The organism is Methylobacterium sp. 17Sr1-1 (assembly GCF_003173775.1).
Taxonomy (GTDB): Bacteria; Pseudomonadota; Alphaproteobacteria; order Rhizobiales; family Beijerinckiaceae; genus Methylobacterium.
In genome coordinates this window covers 6,514,258-6,536,400 of the sequence record NZ_CP029552.1, presented here as the reverse complement: position 1 = coordinate 6,536,400, position 22,143 = coordinate 6,514,258, and the positions used below count along the sequence as shown (strand labels likewise).

The following is a 22,143-nucleotide window of genomic DNA, read 5'->3' as shown; positions in this document are numbered from 1 at the left end:
CGTCCGGCGCGGCCGCTGGGGCCGCGCCGCCGTCCCATTTCAGGACGGGTGACCCGGAACGAGGCTGCGATGGGCACTTCCTTGACGCTGATCGAGGGCGGGCTGACCGGTGCGGTGGGCCTGCGGGCAGAGCTGCGCCACCCCGCCTCGCTGCGCGAGCCCGAGGTCGAGGCGTGGCGCAGCCTGATGGCGAGGTCGCTCGAGCCGAGCGTCTACGCCGATCCCGACTTCACCCTGACGATGGCGCAACACCTCGCCGACGGGCAGACCCTGGTCCTGCTGATGGTGTGGCAGGACGGCCTGCGCGCCCCGACCCTGCGCGGCGTGCTGCCGCTGCGGCTGCCGGCGCGCCAGGGCCTCGCCGGAAGCGCCCGGCTCTGGCGCCTGCCGCTCGCCGGCACCGCCGAGGCGGCGGTCGATGCCGGCCACGCCGCCGCGGTGCTGCGCGCCGCCCTCGACCACCTGCGGGGATCGCGGCTGCGCCTCGTCGACCTGCACTGGCCGGACCTGCGGCCTGTTTCAGGGCTGGCGGTCGCCCTCGGCGAGGCCGCGGGCGCGACCGGACGGCGCCTCGCGATCACCGACCAGGCCGAGGCACCCGCGCCCGAGCCGGTCCCCCTGACCCTGCCGGCCGGCCGGACCTCGCTGGAGCGGGTACGCGATCCGGCGCGCCTGCGCGACGCGGTCGAGCATTTCCTGGTACTCGATGCGCGGCGCGGCACCGGCAGCCTGCTCGCCGAGCCCGCGGCGGCGACGGCGTTCCGGGTGGTGACCCGGCGCTTCGCCCACCGCCGGCAGGCCTGCGTCGATCTGGTGCGGCGGGACGGGGAGGTGGTGGCGGCGGCCGTGCACCTCGCGACCGGGCGGCACGACACGATCTGGCGCCAGGCGGGCCTGTGCCTGGCGCAAGGCCCGGTGCCGATGAAGGCGCCCGCCCGCGTCGAGGCCGTGGTGACGGTGGAGGCGCTGGCCGCCGTCCGGCCGAAGCCGACGGGCCTGCACCGCCTGATGCGCCTGCGGGCCTGAGCAGGCGGTAAAGGCTACTCGTCCTCGCCGAAGCGGTTGGCGAGGAGGGCGGTGATCGCCTCCATGCAGGAATCCTGGTCCGGCCCGAGCGCCGTGACCCGGATGCTGGTGCCCTGCGCCGCCCCGAGGGTGAGCAGGCCCATGATCGAGCGCCCGCCCACCGTCTCGCCACCCCGGCTCACCGTGACCTCCGAGCCGAATTTCTCCACCGTCTGCACGAACTTGGCGGAGGCCCGGGCGTGCAGGCCGCGGCGGTTGATGATCGGCAGGTCGCGGGCGCTGGCGCCCTCGGGCACCGGCGGCAGCTCGCCGTCCTCGTCGTCTGTGTCGGCAAAGGGCGTCATCGTGGGGGGCACCTGCTCGGACCCGGTTCGGACCTGCCTGAGGGTCGTCCGGCTCTCGCGCGCATCATCGGGAAACGGCCGGTCACGGTAACCGGACGCCCGCAGAAAGCTAGAGCGGATGGCGCGGGAATCGAGGCGGGGGCGATGGCGCAGCCGCTCGCCCGGCCTACTTGCCGGCGAGCACCCGCGAGGCGACGTTGATGTACTTGCGCCCCGCCTCCTGGGCGTGGAGCACCGCCTCGCCCAGGGATTCCTCGTCGCGCACGCTGGCGAGCTTGATCAGCATCGGCAGGTTGATGCCGGCGACCACCTCGACCGAGCCGCCGTTCATGCAGGAGAGGGCGAGATTCGAGGGCGTGCCCCCGAACATGTCGGTCAGCACGACGACGCCCTCACCGGTATTCACCCGGCACACCGCCGACATGATGTCCTTGCGACGGACCTCCATGTCGTCCTCGGGGCCGATGGTGATGGTCTCGAGCTGATCCTGCGGCCCCACGACGTGCTCCAGCGCGGCCTTGAATTCCGTCGCGAGCAGGCCGTGGGTGACGAGCACCATTCCAATCATCGACACGAGTTCCGACGCCCCGTTGGAGCCGAGCCGCCATTTTGTGCAGCGCAAAGGCGAGCGCAAGAGCAATGCGGCGAAATCCGCATCAATCGGTCATCATCATGACACGGAGGCGGCGCCAGCGCCACATCACCGTTGCGGCCCGGCCGGGGTCCGGCGACAGGACCATTCTCGGGAGGGCCACTCCCTGGAGACGGATCGTCTCCGCCCCCTCCTCGGGCATCCGCGGGGCGGCCTCCTGGAGGTCGACGACGAGGCGCAGGACCGCGGAAGGCACCGTGGCGTCAACGGGTTGCAGGCCGAGGCCGCGGATCTCCAGGAGCCCCGCGAGAGCCGGGTGCGGGGCGGCGACGAGGCGTCCGTGCCGCGGCGTCAGGGTCACGCGGTCGTCGCCGACGAGAGCCGCGAAGACGCCGGAGATAGCGCCGAGTCCCAGGAGGTCACGCACCAGGGTCGATTTGCCGCTCCCTGCCGGCCCCCGGATCAGGATGCCATCCTCGCCCAGCACGACGCAGCTGGCGTGAACGGCGCCCACGGCGCTAGCGGCTCCGGGCCGGGATGCGGACGATGAAGCGGGCGCCGAGCAGGGCCGGCTCGCCGTCCTCCCCGAGCGGCCCGAGGCGGTTCTCGGCCCGGATCGTGCCGCGGTGGGCCTGGACGATCTGGCGGGAGATCGAGAGGCCGAGGCCCGAATTCTGGCCGAAGCCCTGCTCCGGCCGGTCGGTGTAGAAGCGCTCGAAGATCCGCTCCAGGGCGTGGGGCGGGATGCCCGGCCCGTCATCCTCCACGGTCAGTTCGACGGCGTTGCGCCGGCGCCGCAGCGCCACCCGGACGCTGGCGCCCTTCGGCGAGAACGAGCGGGCATTGTCGAGCAGGTTGTTGACCACCTGGCCGAGCCGGCTGTCGTGGCCTAGGATCGCGAACGGATCGTCGAGGCCGGCCGGGGCCGGCTCGACCGTGAGGTCGATCGCCGCGTCGCCCCGGCGCCGGCGCTCGTTGGCGACCGACACCACCGTGGTGATCAGCTTCTTCAGGTCGACGCGGCCGGCCTCGGCCCGGGCGAGTTCCGCGTCGAGGCGCGAGGCGTCGGCGATGTCGCTGATCAGCCGGTCGAGGCGCTTCACGTCGTGCTGGATCACCTGCATCAGCCGGCCGCGCGATTCGTCGGTCTTGGCGAGCGGCAGGGTCTCGACGGCGCTGCGCAGGGAGGTCAGCGGGTTCTTCAATTCGTGCGAGACATCCGCCGCGAAGTTCTCGATCGCGTCGAGGCGGCGGTAGAGCGCCTGGGTCATGTCCCGCAGCGCCCCCGAGAGGTGGCCGATCTCGTCGGTGCGCCGGGTGAAATCGGGGATCTCCTGGCGCGACTTGATGCCGGTGCGCACCCGTTCCGCGGCTTCCGCCAACCGCCCGACCGGGCCGACGATCTGGCCGGCGACCAGCATCGACAGCACCACCATCACGAGCGCCGCGATGATGAAGACCTGCAGGAGCGAGAAGCGCTCGGCGGCGATGATCTTGTCGATGTCGCCTTCCTGGGTCGAGAGCAGCAGGGCGCCCCGGACGGTGCGGCCGCGCTGGATCGGCACCGCGACCGACACGATGGTCTCGCCCGGGCCGTTGCGGCGCACCAAAGTGCCGCGGGCGCCGGCCAGCGCCCGCTGCACCTCCGGCAGGGTGCGCCCGTCGGCGGGGCCCGGCTCGTCGGCGGAGGAGGGGCGGCCGAGGCCCGGCACGTGGCTGCGCACCGCGTTCCAGGCCTGCTCGATCAGGTTCGGGCTGTCCTTGCGGGCTGGCGGCGGGTCGCGGCTGAGGTCGCCGCGGATGTAGAGGCCGCGCGAATCGATCAGCATCGTGCCGTCGCGGTCGTAGACCCGGGCGCGGGTGCCGGTCGGCGTGATCAGGCGGCGCAGGAGCGGGGCGACCCGCTCCGGGTTGAGGGAGAATTCCAGGCCCGACGGGGCCTCGTCGCCGTAGGCCCCTGCCTCGCCGGCCTGGAGCTGGAGCAGGCGGTCGGGATCGATGGTGATCGCGTCGGTGTCGACGGTGGCCGAGGCCGCGATGGCGCCGGCGATGATGTCGCCCTGCGTCAGCAGGCTCTGCACCCGCGCCTCGATCAGGCCCTGGCGGAACTGGTTGAGGTAGAGGAAGCCGATCAGCAGCGCGATCAGCCCGGCGAGGTTCAGGACCACGATGCGCCGGGTCAGGCTCGAAGCGAAGCGCTGGGCGATCCAGCGCCGGACCGTCCGCAGGCCGAACGGCTCGCGCGCGGCCTCGGCGTCGGGGTCGATCTCGCTCGACGGCCTCGGGCCCGCACCGCCGAGGAGGCGGCCCCGGGTCAATCCCTTGTTGGCGAGCAGGCGGCGCACGGCGCCGAGAGCCGATCCGTCGCTCACGCGGTCACATCTCTGCTGGTCAAGCGACTCACATTTCCTTGAAACGGTAGCCGACGCCGTACAGCGTCTCGATCATGTCGAAGCTGTTGTCGGTCACCTTGAACTTCTTGCGAAGGCGCTTGATGTGGCTGTCGATGGTGCGGTCGTCGACGTAGACCTGGTCGTCGTAGGCCGCGTCCATCAGGGCGTTGCGGCTCTTCACGACGCCGGGGCGCTGGGCCAGAGCCTGCAGGATCAGGAACTCGGTCACGGTAAGCGTCACCGGCTCGCCCTTCCATGTGCAGGTGTGGCGCTCCGGGTCCATCATCAGCTGGCCGCGCTCGAGCGAGCGGGCGGCGGCGGCCTCCGCCTCGCGGGCCGAGGCGCCGGGCCCGGCCTCCTTGGCGGCGAAGCGGCGCAACACCGCCTTGACCCGCTCGACCAGCAGGCGCTGCGAGAACGGCTTCCGGATGAAGTCGTCGGCGCCCATCTTGAGGCCGAACAGCTCGTCGATCTCCTCGTCCTTCGAGGTCAGGAAGATCACCGGCAGGTCGGATTTCTGGCGCAGGCGGCGCAGGAGCTCCATCCCGTCCATGCGCGGCATCTTGATGTCGAAGATCGCGAGGTCGGGCGGCGAGTGCTTCAGCCCGTCGAGGGCGGAGGCCCCGTCGGTGTAGGTCTGGATCCGGTAGCCCTCGGTCTCCAGGGCGATCGACACGGAGGTCAGGATGTTGCGGTCGTCATCGACGAGGGCGATGGTCGGCATGGGCGTTCCCTGGGGCTCGGGCGTCGCTCGCAGGACATACCGGCCCTGCTGAACGCCACCCGACTGAAACCGGTTCCGGGGCAGATCTCGTGAGCCGCCGCCCCCGTCCGGAAAAAGGCTGGACAGTGGCGACGACGCCACGATTCGGACTCCCTTAAGGCCATCCCGCCGAAAAAGCGAGCACCCGTGGCGAGGCGGCCACAGGCGGAGCAGGTCCGGCCCGGCTCGCCGCGGCGTCCCGCGGCCTGGACGGGCCCGTCCGCCGACGCCAAGGTAGGGCACGAGGCACGCAGGGCGCGAGAGGGACGACATGGCGGAGGGAGAGAGGAAGCAGGCCGCGCCGCTGCCGGCCGCCGAGGCGCCGTTCGACGCGATCGGCCTCGCCAAGTCCTTGCTGCGAACAGTGCGCTCGGGCGCCCTCGCGACCCTGGAGCGAGAGGGCGGCGCCCCCTTCGCGTCGCTCGTCACCGTGGCGACGGATTCCGACGGGACGCCGCTCCTGCTGCTCTCGCGCCTCTCGGCCCATACCCTCAACCTGGAGGCCGATCCGCGCTGCTCGCTGCTGCTGAGCCCGGGCGGCAAGGGCGATCCGCTCGCCCATCCGCGCCTGACCGTGACGGGCGTGGCGGAGCGGACGACCGAGGCGCGGGTGCGGACGCGCTTCCTCGCCCGCCACCCGAAGGCCGCGCTCTACGCCGATTTTCCGGATTTCGCGTTCTTCCGCCTCGCGGTCCGGGCCGGCCACCTCAACGGGGGCTTCGCCCGGGCCGCGACGCTGACGGCTGGGGAACTCCTCACCGACCTCTCGGGGCTCGACGGGCTCGCCGAATCCGAGCCGGGCGCCATCGCCCACATGAACGAGGACCATGCCGACGCCGTCGCGCTCTACGCCACGCGGCTCGCCGGCGAGGAGCCCGGACCGTGGCGCCTGACCGGGTTCGACCCGGAGGGGCTCGACCTGATGGCCGGCGACCGCACCGCCCGGGTCGTGTTTCCGGAGCGCCTGGCGAGCCCCGCCGCCCTGCGCCCCACCCTGGTGGCGATGGCGGCGCAGGCGCGCGCCGTCCCCGGCTCCTGACACAAAGTCGAGCCTGTCAGGGGCGCTCACGGCGAATTCGATTGAACCGTGAAGGTTCGCCACCTACTAAAGCAGCCTATCGAGGCCCCTTGATCGGCCTCGGCGCGGGGGCGCGCGACCTGCTAGGACAGGCACGGTCGCCGCGCCGGACGCGAGCGTGAAGTCATTCGGCCCGATCCGGACCGGCGACGCCGGGTTCTCCAAGGTCGGCGCCAGGAGGAACAGGCGTGAACGACATCGGCGTATTCAACGAGGCGTTCGGCGCCGACAAGATCGGCTTCCGCAACCTCAAACGCGTCAACTGGAACCTGGAGGCCCCGAGCCTCTACGAGCACGCGCTGCAGCGCGGCGAGGCCCAGCTCGCCGCCGGCGGTGCCCTGGTCGCCGAGACCGGCATCCATACCGGCCGCTCGCCCAAGGACAAGTTCGTGGTCCGCGACGCGGACACCGAGAACGAGGTGTGGTGGGAGAACAACGGCGGCATCACCCGGCCCCAGTTCGAGACCCTGCTCGAGGATTTCCTGGCCCATGCCGAGGGGCGTGAGCTCTTCGCCCAGGATCTCGTCGGCGGCGCCGAAGCCGGCCACCGGGTCCGCGCCCGGGTGTTCACCGAGTATGCCTGGCACTCGCTGTTCATCCGCAACCTGCTGATCCGCCCGGAGCGCGAGACCCTCGCGAGCTTCGAGCCGGAGCTGACCATCATCGACCTGCCGAGCTTCCGCGCCGACCCGGCCCGGCACGGCTGCCGCACCGAGACCGTCATCGCGGTCGACTTCTCGCGCAAGATCGTGCTGATCGGCGGCACCTCCTACGCCGGCGAGATGAAGAAGTCGGTCTTCACCTACCTGAACTACGTGCTGCCCAAGGCCGGCGTCATGCCGATGCACTGCTCGGCGAATGTCGGCCACGAGGGTGACTCGGCGCTGTTCTTCGGCCTGTCGGGCACCGGCAAGACCACCCTGTCCTCCGACCCGAACCGGGTGCTGCTCGGCGACGACGAGCACGGCTGGAGCCCGAAGGGCATCTTCAACTTCGAGGGCGGCTGCTACGCCAAGACCATCCGCCTGTCGAAGGAGGCCGAGCCCGAGATCTACTCCACCACCGAGCGCTTCGGCACCGTGATGGAGAACGTCGTCATCGATCCGGTCACCCGCCTGCCGGATTTCGACGACGCCTCGCGCACCGAGAACACCCGCTGCGCCTACCCGCTGCCCTTCATCAGCAATTCGAGCGCCACGGGCCAGGCCGGGCACCCGAAGAACATCGTCATGCTGACCTGCGACGCCTTCGGGGTGCTGCCCCCGATCGCCAAGCTGACCGGCGCCGAGGCGATGTACCACTTCCTCTCGGGCTACACCGCCAAGGTGGCCGGCACCGAGAAGGGGCTGAAGGGTCCGGAGGCGACCTTCTCGACCTGCTTCGGCGCGCCGTTCATGCCGCGTCACCCCTCGGTCTACGGCAACCTGCTGCGCGACCTGATCGCCCGCCACCACGTCGATTGCTGGCTGGTCAACACCGGCTGGACCGGCGGCGGCGTCGGCACCGGGCGGCGCATGCCGATCCGCGTCACCCGCCGGCTGCTGACCGCGGCTTTGGACGGTTCGCTCGCCAAGGCGGATTTCCGCCGCGACCCGTATTTCGGCTTCGCCGTGCCGACCTCGGTGCCGGGCGTCGAGCCGCACATCCTGTACCCGGTCAAGACTTGGGCCGATAAGGCCGCCTTCGCGGAGACGGCCAAGAGCCTGGTCGAGATGTTCCAGAACAACTTCAAGCGCTTCGAGGCCCACGTCGATGCCGACGTGCGCGCCGCCGAGCCGACCATGTCGATCGCGGCTTAAACAGCCGGGGTTCGGTGAACCTGAGGGCCCCTCTCCCCTGGAGAGGGGCCCTTTTGCGTCGTAGAAGCCCACACGAAGAAACAGGGAGGAGCGGCCGATGATGGTGCTCGTCGTCGGTGCCGGCGTGGTCGGCCTCGCGATCGGTCGGGAACTGGCCCTGCGCGGCCACGAGGTGATCGTCGCGGAGGCGGAGGGCGGCATCGGGACCGGCGTGTCCTCGCGCAATTCCGAGGTGATCCATGCCGGGATGTACTATCCCACGGGCTCACTCCGGGCGCACCACTGCGTCGAGGGCCGGCGCCGGCTCTACGCCTTCTGCCAGAGCCACGGGGTGCCGCACGCGAAGATCGGCAAGCTGATCGTCGCGGCGACCGAGCCCGAGGGGCCTAAGATCGCGGCGATCCACGCGCAAGGCGTCGAGAACGGCGTCGAGGGCCTGTCGCTCCTCGACGGCCGGCAAGCGCGGCGCCTCGAGCCGAACCTGACCTGCAACGCCGCGCTCCTCTCGACCGAGACCGGCATCGTCGACAGCCACGCCCTGATGCTGGCGCTGCAGGGCGACATCGAGGATGCGGGCGGTGCCCTCGCCTTCAACACTCCGATCTCCCGTCTGACCCGCCCGGGCGAGGGCTGGACCGCACATTTCGGCGACGACGCCCTCGCGGTCGACGCCGTCGTCAACACCGCGAGCTTCGGCGCGCAGACCCTCGCCCGGGCGACCGAGGGCTACCCCGAAGCGCGGGTGCCGCGCCTCGTGCTCGCCAAGGGCAATTACTTCGGCTGCACCGGGCGCCCGGCCTTCTCGCGGCTGATCTATCCCGCCCCGGTCGAGGGGGGATTGGGCATCCACCTCACCCTGGATCTCGCCGGCCGGATGCGTTTCGGCCCCGACGTCGAGTGGATCGACGCGCCCGATTACGAGGTCGATCCCGGCCGTGGCGCCTTGTTCTACGCCGCCATCCGCCGCTACTGGCCCGCGCTCCCCGACGGCGCCCTGGTGCCCGACTATGCGGGCATCCGCCCAAAACTGTCCGGCCCGGGGGAGGGGGCCGCCGACTTCCTCATCGACGGCCCGGCCGAGCACGGGCTGCCGGGGCTGGTGCACCTGTTCGGCATCGAGAGCCCGGGGCTGACCTCGAGCCTGTCGCTGGCGCAGGACGTGGCGGACCGGCTGGGGGCGTGAGGCGGCCTGTCGCGGGGAGCGCCCGTCACCCCGGCGCGGCGAACCGTCACCACGCGGCGTGCGGCTTCAATCCCCGCACCCGCGCCACCGCTGCTTCCAGCCCCGGCCATTCCGGCGCATCCGGCGCGTAGCGGGCGCGGGTATAGGCGACGACCTCCGCCACCTGCCGGTCGGTGAAGGTGTCGCGGAAGGCCGGCATCGCGGCGGGGGGCGCCGAGGGGTCGGGGGCGGGGAAGCGCTCGGCGGCGGCCGCGATGCCGTTGAGCACCGCCTGGATCAGGTTGTCCGGATGCGCGCTGTGGACGGCCGTGACGAGGCCGAGCGGCACCAGCTCCCCGCCGGCCCCGCCCTCGTGGCAGGAGGCGCAGGCGCCCTGGAACAGGGACGAGGCGCCGGGCGCAGGTACGCTCGCGCTCGCCGCGACAGGGCCGGGGGCCGCGCGGGCGAGGCTCGCGAGGTAGATCGCCATGGCGCGGATGTCGGAATCCGGCAGGGGGCCTAAGGAGGCGACCACGTCGGCCATCGGGCCGGCGGCGCTGCCGTGGCGGGGCGAGCGGCCCGTCCGCAGGTAGGCGAAGAAGTCGTCCTCGCTCCAGGGCAGGGGCGAGCGGGACAGGCCCGCGAGGGCCGGCGCCTCCCAGCCGTCGGCGAAGCCGCCGGTGAGGCGCGCCCCGTCCCGGCTCTCCGCCCCGAGCGCGTTGCGCGGGGTGTGGCAGGCGCCGCAATGGCCCAGGGCCTCGACGAGGTAGGCGCCGCGGTTCCAGTCCGGGCCGCGGGCCGGATCGGCGAAGGTCGGCGGGCGGTGGAAGAGCGCGTTCCAGCCCGCCATCAGCGGCCGGAGGTTGAACGGAGCCCGCAAGGCGGTCTCGGGAACCGTCGCCGCCACCGGTCCTTGCGCCATCAGGTAGGCGTAGAGCGCCTGCAGGTCGCGCTCCGAGACGCCGGCGAAGCTGGTATAGGGATGGGCCGGGTAGAGGTGGTGCCCGTCCCGCGACACGCCCTCGCGCATCGCCCGCGCGAAGGCGGGGTAGGACCAGGCGCCGATGCCGCTTTCCACATCCGGCGTGATGTTCGAGGCGTAGACGAGGCCGAACGGCGTCTCCAGCCCGCGCCCGCCGGCGAAGGACCGGCCGTCGGGCCCGACATGGCAGACGAGGCAGGCGCCCGCCGCCGCGACGAGGCGCCCTTGCGCGATGGTGGCGGCGGAATAGGCCGCCGGGTCCGGCCGCTCGATCGACGGATAGGCCGGGCGCCAGGGCAGGAGGGTGGTGGCGAGCGCGAGCGCCCCGGCGCCGGCCCCGAACAGGCCGGCGAGGACGCCGCGGCGGCGGCGCGGCGCGGGATTGTCGGGCCCGGCGATCCGCGGCGGGTTGAGGGCGGCGCGGACGGCCTCGGCCGTGAGCGGGAGTTCGCGGAAGCGGATCCCGGTGGCGTCGAACAGCGCGTTGGTGATCGCTGCGGCACTCGGCACCGAGGCGGATTCACCGGCCCCGAGCGGCGGCTGGTCCTGGCGCGGCAGCATCAGCACGTCGATCTCGGGGACCTGCGGGAAGGCGAGGATCGGGTAGCTGCCCCACTCGCGGCTCGTCACCCCGGTGGCGTCGAAGCCGACCGATTCCTTGAGGACCCGGCTCGTCGACTGGATGACGTTGCCGTGGATCTGGTGGCGCACCCCGTCGGGGTTGATCATCAGCCCGGAATCCTGGCCCACCACCACCCGGGTCACCGCGACCTCGCCGGTGACCCGGTTGACCGCCACGTCCGCCACCCAGGCGGCCCAGGCCGCGGCCTTTCCGGGGAACGGCCCGTGGACGTAGACCGCGTAGGCGAAGCCCCGCCCGTAGAGGATGTCGCCGGATCCGCCATGGGTGCCGGGCACCGTGTGCGGCACCCAGGCCGCCCGCTCGGCCACCGCCCGGACGAGGTCGGCGGCGCGGGGATCGCCCAGGTAGCGGAGGCGGTACGCGATCGGGTCGACGCCGGCGGCAGTGGCGAGTTCGTCGATGTATGATTCGTGCGCGAAGGTGTTGGGCAGGGCCGAGACGCCGCGCATCCAGGAGGCGCGGGCGATCGGCGGCATGTCGTGCACCGTCACCCGGGCGTGGCCGAAGGCGTAAGGCGGCACCGCCGTGCGGTCGCCCATCGGGTAGGTCGCCGGCGTCGCCGACACCTTGCCGGTGAGGATCAGCGCGAGCGTCGGCGCGCCGTTCGAGGGGTAGCGGGTCTCGAAATCGTAGGCCGCCGGTCCGCCCTCGGCATCGAGGCCGCCGCGCACGTCCATCACCTGCGCCGCGCCCTTCGGCTCCCAGGCATGCTCCTGCTCGCGGGTGAGCTGCACCCGCACCGGCCGGCCGACCGCCCGGGCGAGGAGAGCGGCGTCGGCCGCGACGTCGTCGGCGCAGTTGCGGCCGTAGCAGCCCGCCGCCTCGTGGCGCTCGATCGCGATCCGCTCCTCGGGCAGGTCGAGGAGGAGCGCGAGGTCGCTTTGCAGGACGTGCGGGTTCTGGGTGCCGGACCACACCACGAGATCGCCGTCACGGAACTCGGCCACGGCGCAGGACGGGCCGATCGAGCCGTGCATCTGGTAGGGCCAGACATAGGTCCGGTCGAGCCGCGCCTCGGCGTGGGTCAGCGCCCGCTCGACGTCGCCGCGGTCGAGGAGCCTGCGCGCCGTGGCGGGGTTGGCGCGCAAGGGCGCCTCGGGCCGGTTGAGGTCGGGGAGGTCTTCTCCGGGCCGCCAGGTCACGGACAGGCAGCGCGCGGCTTCCGCCGCGTTCTCCTCGCGCGCGGCGACCACGCCGACGAAGTCCCCGACGACGACCACCGCGATGAGGCCCGGGATATGGGCGACCGAGGCTTCGTCCACCGAGACCAGCATCCCGCCCAGACCCGTGTCGACCCCGGCACAGGGCGGCCGGACCACGCGGCCATGCACCATGCCGGGCACCCGCACGTCATGGACGTAGGTCCAGGCGCCGACGGCCTTGTCCGGGATGTCGACCCGCGGCACCGGCCGGCCGACGAGGGTGTACTCCGCCACCGGCTTCACCGCCGCATCGGGATCGAGGGTCACCTCGGTGCGGCTTCCCCGCACCAGCGCGCCGTAAGCGATGCTCAGGTCCGGCTCCGCCGCGACCCGGACGGTGCCGGCCTCGACGACGAGTTCCGCGACGCCGCGGTTGAGCCGGCGCGAGGCCGCCTCGACGAGGTGGCGGCGGGCGGTGGCGGCGGCCAGGCGCAGGGGAATGGCGGCGATCTGGATCGTCTCGCTCGCGATGGTGCCGCCCTGGTCGGGGGCGGTGGCGGTGCTGCCGAGCTCCATCGCCACGTGGGCGAGCGGCACGTCCAGCTCCTCGGCGACGATCTGGGCCAGAGCGGTACGGATGCCGGTGCCGAGATCGACGTGGCCGTTGAAGGCGGTGACCCGGCCCTCGGCATCGACCGCGAGGTAGAGCGCGCGCTGCGGCCCCACCGCCAGCGCCGCACCCGGCGCATCGCCGAGGCGGGGCGGGCGGCCCATCGTCTCGCGGTAGACCAGCAGCAGGTCGTCCGCCTCCTGCCAGTGGCGACGGTCGCTTGCGGGCTCCCGGGTCATGCCTCGTCTCCCAGGGATCGGGATTGTGCGTCGGTCCGCATCCGCGATGCTGCGGCCTGCACGGCGCGCAGGATCTCGATATGGGTGCCGCAGCGGCACAGGTTGTTCTGGAGGCTGGCTCGGATCTCGGCCTCGCTCGGGTCGGGATTGGCCGACAGGAGCGCCACGGTGGTCATGATCATGCCGTTCAGGCAGTAGCCGCATTGCGCGGCGTTCTCGGCGATGAAGGTCTCCTGCACCGGGTGCAGCCGCCCGCCCTGCGCCAGCCCCTCCAGGGTGGTGATCCGCCGCCCGACCGCGGCGCGCAGCGGAATCGCGCAGGAGCGCAGGGCCCGGCCGTCGACCAGCACCGTGCAGCTGCCACACTGGCCGAGGCCGCAGCCGTATTTCGGTCCGTTCAGTTCCAGGTCGTTGCGCAGGACGTAGAGGAGGCGGGTGCCGGGGGCGGCCTCCACCGCCACGCTCCGGCCGTTGACGGTGAGCACGTGGCGGATCGCCGCCAGCCGCGCGTCGTTGGCGATCGGCCGCCGATCGTCCTGCATGAGGTGCCTGCCCCGCCCCGGCCCCGGCTGTCCCGCCGGCTGCCGCTTGTTCTCACAGATTTCGGCGGGGTCCGGAACCCCGCCGCGCCTGTCGCAGCTTGCAAGAGCTTGGCCAGATCGGTGCAGGGGGCGGCGATCCTTCGCGGCGATCCGCCGGCATGTGGGCCGGTCCATGATCAGCTAACTTGACCAACTCAAGCCTTCGATAAGAGCCTGCTCGCGGATCAGGATCCCCGGCATGAGGCAGGTCACCGTCCACGCGGCCAAGACCCATCTCTCGAAGCTCATCGAGGCCGCGCTCGGCGGCGAGGACGTCGTGATCGCCAAGGGGCGCAAGCCGGTTGTCCGCCTGGTGCCGATTCCCCAGCAGCCGTTCAAGATCGGCCCGCTGGAGGGCGAGCTCGGGCACGGTCCTGATTTCTTCGAGCCGATGCCCGACGACGAGCTGGATCTCTGGGAAGGGGACCGGTGACGTCGGTCCTGCTCGACACGCATGCCTGGGTCTGGAGCCTGTCCGGGGACGAGCGCCTGTCGAGCCGGGCCACCGCGGCGATCACGGCGGCGGAGCGGGTCTTCGTCAGCCCGATCAGCTTCTTCGAGATCGCCCGGAAGGTTCGGATCGGCAAGTGGCCCGGGATGGAGCCCCATGTCGCGCGACTGGCCGGGCTCCTCGGCCAGCAGGGCGGCCTGGCGATCGCGCTCGATCCGGACATCTGCGTCGCGGCCGGCCTGATGGACTGGGCCCACCGCGACCCGTTCGACCGGTTGCTCGCCGCGACGGCGCGGCACCACCGCCTCCCGCTCGTCTCGGCCGACGCGATCTTCGACGGCATCCTCACCCGCGTGTGGTGAGGGGAGCGCCCGACAGCCCGCATCCCGTGGCGACGATACGGGAGCCGGCGGATCGCTCGGTCCTGTCGTCGCCCCGCGACGCCGTTGCGCGCAGGCTCGGAGCCTGCTCGGTTCACCCGACAGTATTGATACCCGCCGGGTCATTCCGGGGCCGGGAAAGCGGAGCCCGGAATCCAGGCACGCAGGTCATGCAGATGGAAGCGAAACGTCGTTCGCCCTCTTCCGAGACGTCAGCGGCTCTGGATTTCGGGCTCCGCTACGCGGCCCCGGAATGACCCTGAGCGCGTTAGACCTGTTGCCATCATCTAAATAGGCTTTTGCGCAAATTAAGGACAATATTAAAACTGCAGCAGTCTTCGCGCCGCAGTACGACTTAAATATGTTAATGAATTACGGTTAAACCAATGTAAAATTTCACAAAAAGCAATCGATCATCATGATATTGGAGGATGAAGAGTGTCCAGCGAACTCACCCAAAGTGGTACGCCGGAAGGCGAGCCCGAGGTCGCGGCGGCCGATGCCGGCGACGCGGGGGCGGGCAGCATCGCCGTCGGCGAGGACGGCGTCTCGGTCTCGGTCGCCCCCGACACGGCACCGCCGAGCCTGTTCCGCCCGACCATGCGCGACGTCGGCGCCTCGGCCTCGGAGGTCGGCACCACGGTCGCGCCGCAGCCGCTGATGCCGTTGGCGCCCGTCGACGACGAGGCAGCGCCCTGCCGCGAGCCGGACGCGGCGGCCGACCAGGCCCTGATCCTCGGCTCATCGGACGCGCAGGAGACCGGCACCACGGGCCCCGTCGCGGAGGCGGAGGGCGGCACGCCGGCCCTCGCGCCGACGGAGGTTCTGGCCGACGGCACCAACCTGTTCGGCGACCGGGCGGCGATGTGGTCGGGCGACCCGTCCGAGGTCGGGACGGCGTACGGCCTCGATCCGGCGCACGAGGAGGTCTGCCTGTGCGACGAGGTCACCCTGGCGGCCGCCGAGACCGTCTGATGCCCTCGCTCCGGCGCTGATCCCGCCGGGACGGGGAGCGGGGAGACCGCCGCGACCGGCGGTCTCCCCGCGCATGACGACGCCGCAGGCCGCGGGCGAAAGACGCCGCAGGCCGCGGGCGCTTGCGGAGCGCCCCGCCTCCGCTACCTCCCCGAGGCTTGAGGGGGGTTATGTCCATGCAGCAGCGCTGGCCGGACCGGATCTGGATCGTGCGGCACGGCGAGAGCGCCGGCAACGTCGCCCGGGACGCCGCGGACGCGGCGGGACACACCCATATCGACATCGCCGAGCGCGACGTCGACGTGCCGCTGAGCCCGCTGGGCGAGCGCCAGGCCGCGGCGGTCGGGCGGTGGTTCGCCGAGAAACCGCTGTCGGAGCGGCCCGACGTGGTGCTGACCTCGCCCTACCGCCGGGCCGAATCCACCGCCCGGCTGATCCGCGACGCCGGCGGCGTCGCCGATCCCCTGCTCGACTACGTCGCCGACGAGCGCCTGCGCGAGAAGGAATTCGGCATCCTCGACCGGCTCACCCGCGAGGGCATCACCCAGCTCCATCCCGAGCAGGCCGAGCTGCGCCGCCTCCTCGGCAAGTTCTACCACCGGCCGCCGGGCGGGGAGAGCTGGTGCGACGTGATCCTGCGGCTGCGCAGCGCCCTCGACACGGTCTCGCTGCACTACGGCGGCCGGCGCGTGCTGGTGGTGGGCCACCAGGTCGTGGTGCTGTGCCTGCGCTACCTGCTCGAAGGGATGACCGAGGACGAGATTCTGGGCGTAGACCGCGAGGGCGACGTCGCGAACTGCTCGGTCACCGAATACGCCTTCGACCCGAGCCTGGGCAGCAGCGGCAAGCTCGTGCTGCAGCGCTACAACTTCGTCGCGCCGCTGACCCGGGCCGGCGCCCCGGTGACGGCCGAGCCGGACGCGACGGGAGCCGCCCGATGACAACTGAGATCACCGCCGAGGCCCTGCGCGGCCTGCCCCTGCCGGACCCGTCGGGCGGCAGCAAGGAGGCGCGCGGCAGCGCCCTCGTCATCGCCGGCTCGGTCGAGGTGCCGGGTGCGGCGATCCTGGCCGGCACCGCGGCGCTCCGGGCCGGCGCCGGCAAGCTGCAGATGTCGATCGCCGCGAGCACGGCGCCGCACGCCGCGCTCGCGGTGCCGGAGGCCCTGGTGGTGCGCCTGCCGGAGGGGGAGGGCGGCCATGTCGACCACGCGCAAGCCGCCGCGGTGCTGCTGCCGCGCACCGAGCGGGCCGCCGCGATCCTGATCGGTGCCGGCATGGCCTCGGGCGAGCCGACCCGGGCGCTGACCGCCGCCCTCCTGACCGGCCCGGCGGACGGACCCTTCGTCCTCGACGCGGCGAGCATCGACGGGCTGTGCGAGCAGGCCGACGCGGTGCGCGCCCGCGGGGGCCGGGTGGTGATCACGCCGCATGCCGGTGAGATGGCCCGCTGCCTCGGCTGGGAGCGCGACGCCGTCGAGGCCGATCCGCTCGCGGCGGCACGCCGGGCCGTCGAGCTCCTCGGCGCCGTCGTGGTGATGAAGGGGGCCGAGACCTGGATCGTCGATCCGGCCGGCGACGTCCGGCACTATCGCGGCGGCGGCGCCGGGCTGGCCACCTCGGGCTCGGGCGACGTGCTCGCCGGGATCATCGTCGGGCTGCTCGCCCGCGGAACCCCGCCGGCCGAGGCCGCGGCCTGGGGCGTCTTCCTCCACGGCGAGGCGGGGCGGCGCCTGGCGCAGAGGGGCGGTCCGATCGGCTTCCTGGCCCGCGAGCTGCCCGGCGAGGTGCCGGGGCTGATGCGGGACGTGGCGGAGGGCAGGGCGTGAGGCACATTCCGGCGACGACTTTACCGAAAGATGAATTTGACAATCGAGCCTAGGACATATCCCATGATGTAGAGAATGCTGATGGTCGCTGGAACGAATATGACGTAAGCAGAGAGCCAGCTGATGTTTCGCAAAAATTGCGACATGCCGACGCTGTCGAGAAGTGCCATCATGGGGATAAGTGGCAATTGCAGAAAGACGAAAGCGCCCTTCGGATCGGATGCCGCTGCGAAAGCTATCACGGTGCACAAAATTGTGATCGTTGCGTAAAGTACGCATAAAATCACGCCCGTGTACGATATTGCTGCTTTTGGGAGTTTCATCTGACTGATTTAATCTCTATGGCGATATTTTGATCGCGATATTTTGCGGCGGAAATGTGAGTTTTTCGAGAGCTTGTTTGATTGAGTCTCAAAGAAATCGCACCCTCAACACCATTTGGGGTCGTGCAGCAGATACAAGAATGATCATTGAGTGTGTTCAGACTGTCTTGCCAGTCACATGGGCTCTCTAGAGCATTTTCCGACCAAGTGACCTCCGGTTGGGCGAAAGAAATGCAGCAAAATCACGAATCTAGAGCGGTGCCCAATTGCAACGTGATCGGGCGCTACTCTAGGAAGACTGGTGAAGCCTGAGCTGACTGCATGAACGTCCAAGATCGTCTTGCGCAGCGAAGCCGGCTTCAAGTCTATGAAGCCGGTCGAGGGAAAGGCCCGGCGAGGTGCCGGGCCTAGTGTGCGACGTGGCGGAGGGGGCGATCTGACGCCGGCGCGGGTCGCCGCTCAGGCCGCCCGCACCGTGGCGAGGAAGCGGTGCACCTCCGCCGAGAGGTGCTCAGATTGCCGCGACAGGTCCGCGGACGAGGCGAGCACCTGATGGGCTGCCGCGCCCGTCTCCTCGGAGGCCTGCGCCACCCCCGCGATGGTGTGCGTCACCGCGCCGGCGCCGGTCGCGGCCTCGGCGACGTTGCGCACGATCTCCCGCGTCGCCGCCCCCTGCTGCTCGACCGCGCTGGCGATGCCCGCCGTCACCGCGTCGATCTCGCGGATGCGCCCGGCAATCGTGCCGATCGCCGCGACGGCCTGATCGGTCACCCCCTGGATCTCGCCGATCTGACCGGTGATCGCCTCGGTGGCCCGTGCGGTCTGGTCGGCCAGCCCCTTCACCTCCGCGGCGACCACCGCGAAGCCACGGCCGGCCTCGCCGGCGCGGGCGGCCTCGATCGTGGCGTTGAGCGCCAGGAGGTTGGTCTGCCGCGCGATCGTGGCGATCAGGCCGACCATCTCGCCGATCCGTCCCGACGCGGTCTGCATCACCCCGACGAGTTGCGCGGTCTCGTCGGCCTCGGCGACGGCGTGCCGGGCGAGGCCGGTCGAGCCCTGGACCTGCCGGCCGATCTCGGCCACCGACGCGCCGAGCTGCTCGGTCGCCGCCGCCACGGTGGTCACGTTCGCGGCGGCCTCCTCCGCCGCGGCGGCGACCGTGCCAGATCGCGCGGCGGTGTCGGCCGCGGTCCCGCTCATCTGCTCGGCCGTGGCCTGCAGCTCCGTGGCCGCCGACGAGACCAGGGTGACGATGCCGCCGACTGCCGCCTCGAACCCATCGGCCATCTGGCGCATGCCGGCCTTGCGCTGCTCCTCGGCTGAGGCCCGCGCCAGTGCCGTCTCCTCCTCCAGCTGCCGCATCCGGACCATGTTCGCGCGGGATGCCTCGATCCCGCCCGCGATGGCGCCGACCTCGTCGCCGCGGCCGAGATGGGGCACCGGCGCGGCGAGGTCGCCGGCGGCCAGGCCGTGCATCCGCCGGACCAGGCGCTCGATCGGCCGCACCACGGCGACGACGATGGAGGCGACGCCGGCGAGGCCGATGACGAGCGCCACGGCGCAGAGCAGGCCGGTCAGCCGGAGGGCGTCGGAATAGAGGGTCGCGGCCTCGTGCCGCGCCCGGTCGCTGCCGGCCATGTTCAGCGCCGCGCCGTGGTCGAGGCGGTCCAACGCCGCGTCGAACGGCCGGCGCGAGGCCTGGAAGAGGGCGTTGAGCGCGGCCGTGTTCCGCTCCCGGGCGGCGGCGACGATCCGGTCGCGGGTGGCTAGGTACTCCGCCCAGTGTTGCCGGAACGCGGTCCAGAGGGTCCGCTCCTCGTCGCTGGAGATCAGCGGCTCGTAGCGGCGCGCCACGGCCTCCACGTCGTCGAGGCGCCGGCTCGAGACGGCGTCGAGCTCCACCACGGGTTCGATCGCCGTGACGTAGCGGGCATCGACCAGGCGCAGGCGCGTGACCTTGTACTTGAGCTCGCCGAGGTCGCGCACGCTCGGCAGCCAGTTCTCGGAGATCTCCAGGGCCTGGGCATTGACGCGGCGCAGCTGCGTTACGCTCAAGATCCCCTGCGTCAGAAGGCCGAAGGCGAGCAGGGCGATCAATCCGCCCAGCGCGTGAGAGAGTCTGATTGCCATCGCCCTGCCTTGGTGACCGGACATAAACTGCTCATCTCGCGATAAACATTCGGTAAAGCGGGTGCGGATGACGTCAATTTAGTTCTGAATGTAGGAAAATTTGCACGCCTGGCGTCGTCGTTGCTACGGATCGGCGGCGATGCGCCGGCTGGTTCCGGTTCATCCCGCGCGAGGGATCGCCGAGGCGGCGTCTTGCGCGACACGAGCCTGTGGCCGGCCTCGTTGCTCGCGGACAGGACGATCCCGGGACGGCCGCGCCGCGAAGTCCCGGGCTTCGCCGAACCCGGGCGGCGCCCGGGTGTTGACGGCCGACCGCTTCCGCACGGACAGGCCGATGATCAGACTCACTCTCGCGCTCGCCCTCACGCTGGGCGCCCTCGGCGCCGCCGAGGCCCAGACCGCCCGGGTGCCGCCGGCGAGCGACGCCGTCGGCGCGCCGGGCCCCGGCACCGGGACGAAGCCGCCCGCCTCGCGCCCGACCACCACTCTGCCGGGCAACCCGAGCGGCAATTCCGTGCCCGGGACCAATCCGGGCGTATGGATCGGCGGCAGCCCGACCGCGGGCCCGCCCGGCTCCGGCGGCACCGCGGGCGGGCCCGCGGCGGGGAACCGCTGAGGCCGGCCCGGGAGAGACGGTCGGCCGAGCCGGACCCCGCGCCTCAGGCCGCCAGCCACTCCCGCAGCAGCGCGCTCGTCTCGTCGGGCCGCTCCAGGGGCGGCAGATGCCCGCATGCGGGCAGGACGTGCAGGTGCGCGCCGGCGATGCCCTGATGGATCTCGCGGGCGAGGGCCGGGGGCGTCAGCACGTCGTCGGCGCCCACCGCCACCAGGGTCGGCACCCGGATCGTCGCCAGGACCGAGCGGCTGTCGGGCCGGTCGAGGATCGCGCGCTGCTGGCGCAGGAAGGCGGCGCCGCCGACCCGCTCGGCCATCGCCTTCACGGCCTCGCCCACCGGCCCGTGCACGTGCGAGGCGTGGACGAGCCGCGGCAGCAGGCGCGTCGTGACTCCGGCGAAGCGACCGACCTTGAGCTGATCCATGCCCTGGCGCCGCGTGGCGGCGCGCTCCTCGTTCTCCGGACCGGCAGCGGTGTCGAACAGGGCGAGCCGGGTGACGCGCTCGGGCGCTTGGCGCAGGATCTCGAAGGCGACGTAGCCGCCCATCGACAGGGCGACGAGGCCGAAGCGCGGCGGCGCGGCGGCAAGCGTCCGCCGCGCCATCGCCGCGACGTTGTCGTCGAGGGTCAGGTCCGCCACCGCGGCGGCGGCCCTGTCGGCGAGCGCGTCGATCGGCGCGCGCCACAGCACGGCGTCGTTGAGGAGGCCGGGCAGGAACAGCAGCGGGGCGAGGTCCGGGGTCATGGTTTGCCCCTATGGCCGGATCCCCGCTCCGGCGCCACCGGGCTTTTTTCTCGGACGATGAGCCCGGCGGCGCCGATCGATCAGTACGACCGCGGCATGCCGAGCACGTGCTCGGCGATGTACGACAGGATCAGGTTGGTGGAGATCGGCGCCACCTGGTAGAGCCGGGTCTCGCGGAACTTGCGCTCGACGTCGTATTCCTCGGCGAAGCCGAAGCCGCCGAAGGTCTGGATGCAGGCATTGGCCGCCTCGAACGAGGCGTCGGCGGCGAGCATCTTGGCCATGTTGGCCTCCGCCCCGGGATTCGCCCCGGCCTCGTAGAGGCGAAGCCCCTCCTGCACCATCAGCTCGGCGGCGCGCATGTTGGCGTAGGCCTTGGCGATCGGGAACTGGATGCCCTGGTTCTGGCCGATCGGCCGACCGAAGACCTGGCGCTCGCGGGCGTAAGCCGACGCCTTGGCGATGAACCACTTGGCGTCGCCGATGCACTCGGCGGCGATGAGCAGCCGCTCGGCGTTCATGCCCGACAGGATGTAGCGGAAGCCCTTGCCCTCCTCGCCGACCAGGTTCTCGGCCGGCACCTCCATGTTGTCGAAAAAGACCTCGCAGGAATTGTGGTTCATCATCGTGCGGATCGGCCGGATGGTCAGGCCGCGCCCGAGCGCCTCCCGCATGTCGACGATGAAGGTGGAGAGCCCGTCGGTCTTCTTCGCGACCTGGTCGCGGGGCGTGGTGCGGGCAAGGAGCAGCATCAGGTCGGAATGCTCGGCCCGGCTGGTCCAGATCTTCTGGCCGTTGACGACGAACTTGCCGCCCTCGCGCCGCGCGGTGGTGCGCAAAGCCGTGGTGTCGGTGCCGCTCGTCGGCTCGGTGACGCCGAAGGCCTGGAGCCGCAGGCGCCCGGCGGCGATCTCGGGCAGGTAGCGCTCCTTCTGCGCCGGCGTGCCGTGCCGCAGCACCGTGCCCATCGTGTACATCTGGGCGTGGCAGGCGGCACCGTTGCAGCCGGAGCGCTGCACCTCCTCCAGGATCGCGGCGGCGGCCGAGAGCGGCAGGCCGGAGCCGCCATACTCCTCCGGGATCAGCACCGAGAGGTAGCCGGATTCGGTCAGCGCATTCACGAAGTCGGTCGGGTAGGCGCGATCAGTATCGAGCCGGCGCCAGTACTCGTCGGGAAAACGGGCGCAGAGCTTGGCGACCTCCTCGCGGATCTCGGGGTGCTGGAGTGCGTCGGTCTCGGTCATCGGGCGTCTCCATCCTGGCGCGGCGCTTGCGCGGGCGCTGCGTCCCATCGGTTCGTTGCCGTCAGGCTACACAATCCGCGGCCGCGGGTGTCATGCC

At 71.7% G+C, this 22,143-nt stretch carries 20 protein-coding genes; 10 read left to right on the top strand and 10 right to left on the bottom strand.

Going from position 1 to position 22,143, the window contains the following annotated elements:
- The first annotated feature begins 69 nt into the window (after window positions 1-69).
- The gene (locus DK412_RS29855) at window positions 70-1,026 is read left to right on the top strand and encodes a GNAT family N-acetyltransferase (RefSeq protein ID WP_109974962.1); all 957 of its coding nucleotides are present in this window, start codon (window positions 70-72) and stop codon (window positions 1,024-1,026) included.
- Window positions 1,027-1,040: 14 nt separating this feature from the next.
- On the opposite strand, the gene DK412_RS29850 is transcribed toward DK412_RS29855, so the two are convergent.
- The 5 genes from DK412_RS29850 to DK412_RS29830 form a co-directional block, all read right to left on the bottom strand.
- Window positions 1,041-1,370: an HPr family phosphocarrier protein gene (locus tag DK412_RS29850; protein ID WP_099904387.1), complete on the bottom strand. Its 330-nt coding sequence runs from the start codon at window positions 1,368-1,370 to the stop codon at window positions 1,041-1,043.
- Between the two features lie 166 nt (window positions 1,371-1,536).
- On the bottom strand, window positions 1,537-1,938 hold the full coding sequence (locus DK412_RS29845; RefSeq protein ID WP_093570933.1) for a PTS sugar transporter subunit IIA: 402 nt from the start codon (window positions 1,936-1,938) through the stop codon (window positions 1,537-1,539).
- An 88-nt stretch (window positions 1,939-2,026) separates the two neighbouring features.
- The gene (locus DK412_RS29840) at window positions 2,027-2,476 is read right to left on the bottom strand and encodes an HPr kinase/phosphatase C-terminal domain-containing protein (protein ID WP_109974961.1); all 450 of its coding nucleotides are present in this window, start codon (window positions 2,474-2,476) and stop codon (window positions 2,027-2,029) included.
- 4 nt (window positions 2,477-2,480) lie between these two features.
- Complete coding sequence (locus DK412_RS29835) at window positions 2,481-4,190, bottom strand: sensor histidine kinase (RefSeq protein WP_245572002.1); 1,710 nt, start codon at window positions 4,188-4,190, stop codon at window positions 2,481-2,483.
- Window positions 4,191-4,362: 172 nt separating this feature from the next.
- The gene (locus DK412_RS29830; protein ID WP_048430384.1) at window positions 4,363-5,079 is read right to left on the bottom strand and encodes a response regulator transcription factor; all 717 of its coding nucleotides are present in this window, start codon (window positions 5,077-5,079) and stop codon (window positions 4,363-4,365) included.
- A 310-nt stretch (window positions 5,080-5,389) separates the two neighbouring features.
- On the opposite strand from DK412_RS29830, the gene DK412_RS29825 reads away from it, so the two are divergent.
- From DK412_RS29825 to DK412_RS29815, 3 genes are all read left to right on the top strand, one after another.
- Window positions 5,390-6,157: a DUF2470 domain-containing protein gene (locus DK412_RS29825; RefSeq protein WP_109974960.1), complete on the top strand. Its 768-nt coding sequence runs from the start codon at window positions 5,390-5,392 to the stop codon at window positions 6,155-6,157.
- A gap of 227 nt (window positions 6,158-6,384) precedes the next feature.
- Window positions 6,385-7,995: a phosphoenolpyruvate carboxykinase gene (locus tag DK412_RS29820; RefSeq protein WP_109974959.1), complete on the top strand. Its 1,611-nt coding sequence runs from the start codon at window positions 6,385-6,387 to the stop codon at window positions 7,993-7,995.
- 97 nt (window positions 7,996-8,092) lie between these two features.
- Entirely contained in the window at window positions 8,093-9,178 is a 1,086-nt protein-coding gene (locus tag DK412_RS29815) for an NAD(P)/FAD-dependent oxidoreductase (RefSeq protein ID WP_109974958.1), read from the top strand.
- 46 nt (window positions 9,179-9,224) lie between these two features.
- Here DK412_RS29815 and DK412_RS29810 read toward each other — a convergent pair whose 3' ends face one another.
- Window positions 9,225-12,773 carry a molybdopterin cofactor-binding domain-containing protein gene (locus DK412_RS29810; protein WP_109974957.1) on the bottom strand — a complete coding sequence of 1,183 codons (3,549 nt, stop codon included), beginning with the start codon at window positions 12,771-12,773 and terminating at the stop codon, window positions 9,225-9,227.
- The gene (locus tag DK412_RS29805) at window positions 12,770-13,315 is read right to left on the bottom strand and encodes a (2Fe-2S)-binding protein (RefSeq protein WP_109974956.1); all 546 of its coding nucleotides are present in this window, start codon (window positions 13,313-13,315) and stop codon (window positions 12,770-12,772) included. The genes DK412_RS29810 and DK412_RS29805 overlap by 4 nt, the downstream gene beginning before the upstream one ends.
- A 238-nt stretch (window positions 13,316-13,553) precedes the next feature.
- Between DK412_RS29805 and DK412_RS29800 the strand changes: the two genes are divergently transcribed.
- From DK412_RS29800 to DK412_RS29780, 5 genes are all read left to right on the top strand, one after another.
- On the top strand, window positions 13,554-13,787 hold the full coding sequence (locus DK412_RS29800; RefSeq protein ID WP_109974955.1) for a type II toxin-antitoxin system Phd/YefM family antitoxin: 234 nt from the start codon (window positions 13,554-13,556) through the stop codon (window positions 13,785-13,787).
- Window positions 13,784-14,167, top strand: a complete 384-nt coding sequence (locus tag DK412_RS29795; protein ID WP_109974954.1) for a type II toxin-antitoxin system VapC family toxin — start codon at window positions 13,784-13,786, stop codon at window positions 14,165-14,167. Before DK412_RS29800 ends, DK412_RS29795 begins: the two co-directional genes overlap by 4 nt.
- Window positions 14,168-14,623: 456 nt before the next feature.
- Window positions 14,624-15,160, top strand: a complete 537-nt coding sequence (locus tag DK412_RS29790) for a hypothetical protein (protein WP_109974953.1) — start codon at window positions 14,624-14,626, stop codon at window positions 15,158-15,160.
- Between the two features lie 176 nt (window positions 15,161-15,336).
- Complete coding sequence (locus DK412_RS29785; protein ID WP_109975568.1) at window positions 15,337-16,101, top strand: histidine phosphatase family protein; 765 nt, start codon at window positions 15,337-15,339, stop codon at window positions 16,099-16,101.
- Entirely contained in the window at window positions 16,098-16,988 is an 891-nt protein-coding gene (locus tag DK412_RS29780) for an NAD(P)H-hydrate dehydratase (RefSeq protein ID WP_109974952.1), read from the top strand. Before DK412_RS29785 ends, DK412_RS29780 begins: the two co-directional genes overlap by 4 nt.
- Window positions 16,989-17,770: 782 nt before the next feature.
- On the opposite strand, the gene DK412_RS29770 is transcribed toward DK412_RS29780, so the two are convergent.
- Window positions 17,771-19,441, bottom strand: coding sequence for a methyl-accepting chemotaxis protein (locus DK412_RS29770; protein ID WP_109974950.1), 1,671 nt, complete (start codon window positions 19,439-19,441; stop codon window positions 17,771-17,773).
- A 334-nt stretch (window positions 19,442-19,775) separates the two neighbouring features.
- On the opposite strand from DK412_RS29770, the gene DK412_RS29765 reads away from it, so the two are divergent.
- Window positions 19,776-20,057 (top strand): hypothetical protein, encoded by a 282-nt coding sequence (locus DK412_RS29765; protein WP_109974949.1) that lies wholly within the window; start codon window positions 19,776-19,778, stop codon window positions 20,055-20,057.
- Between the two features lie 43 nt (window positions 20,058-20,100).
- Here DK412_RS29765 and DK412_RS29760 read toward each other — a convergent pair whose 3' ends face one another.
- On the bottom strand, window positions 20,101-20,802 hold the full coding sequence (locus DK412_RS29760) for an alpha/beta fold hydrolase (protein WP_109974948.1): 702 nt from the start codon (window positions 20,800-20,802) through the stop codon (window positions 20,101-20,103).
- 80 nt (window positions 20,803-20,882) lie between these two features.
- A complete protein-coding gene (locus DK412_RS29755) occupies window positions 20,883-22,046 on the bottom strand; it encodes an acyl-CoA dehydrogenase family protein (RefSeq protein ID WP_109974947.1) in 1,164 nt (387 codons plus the stop codon).
- Window positions 22,047-22,143 lie beyond the last annotated feature (97 nt).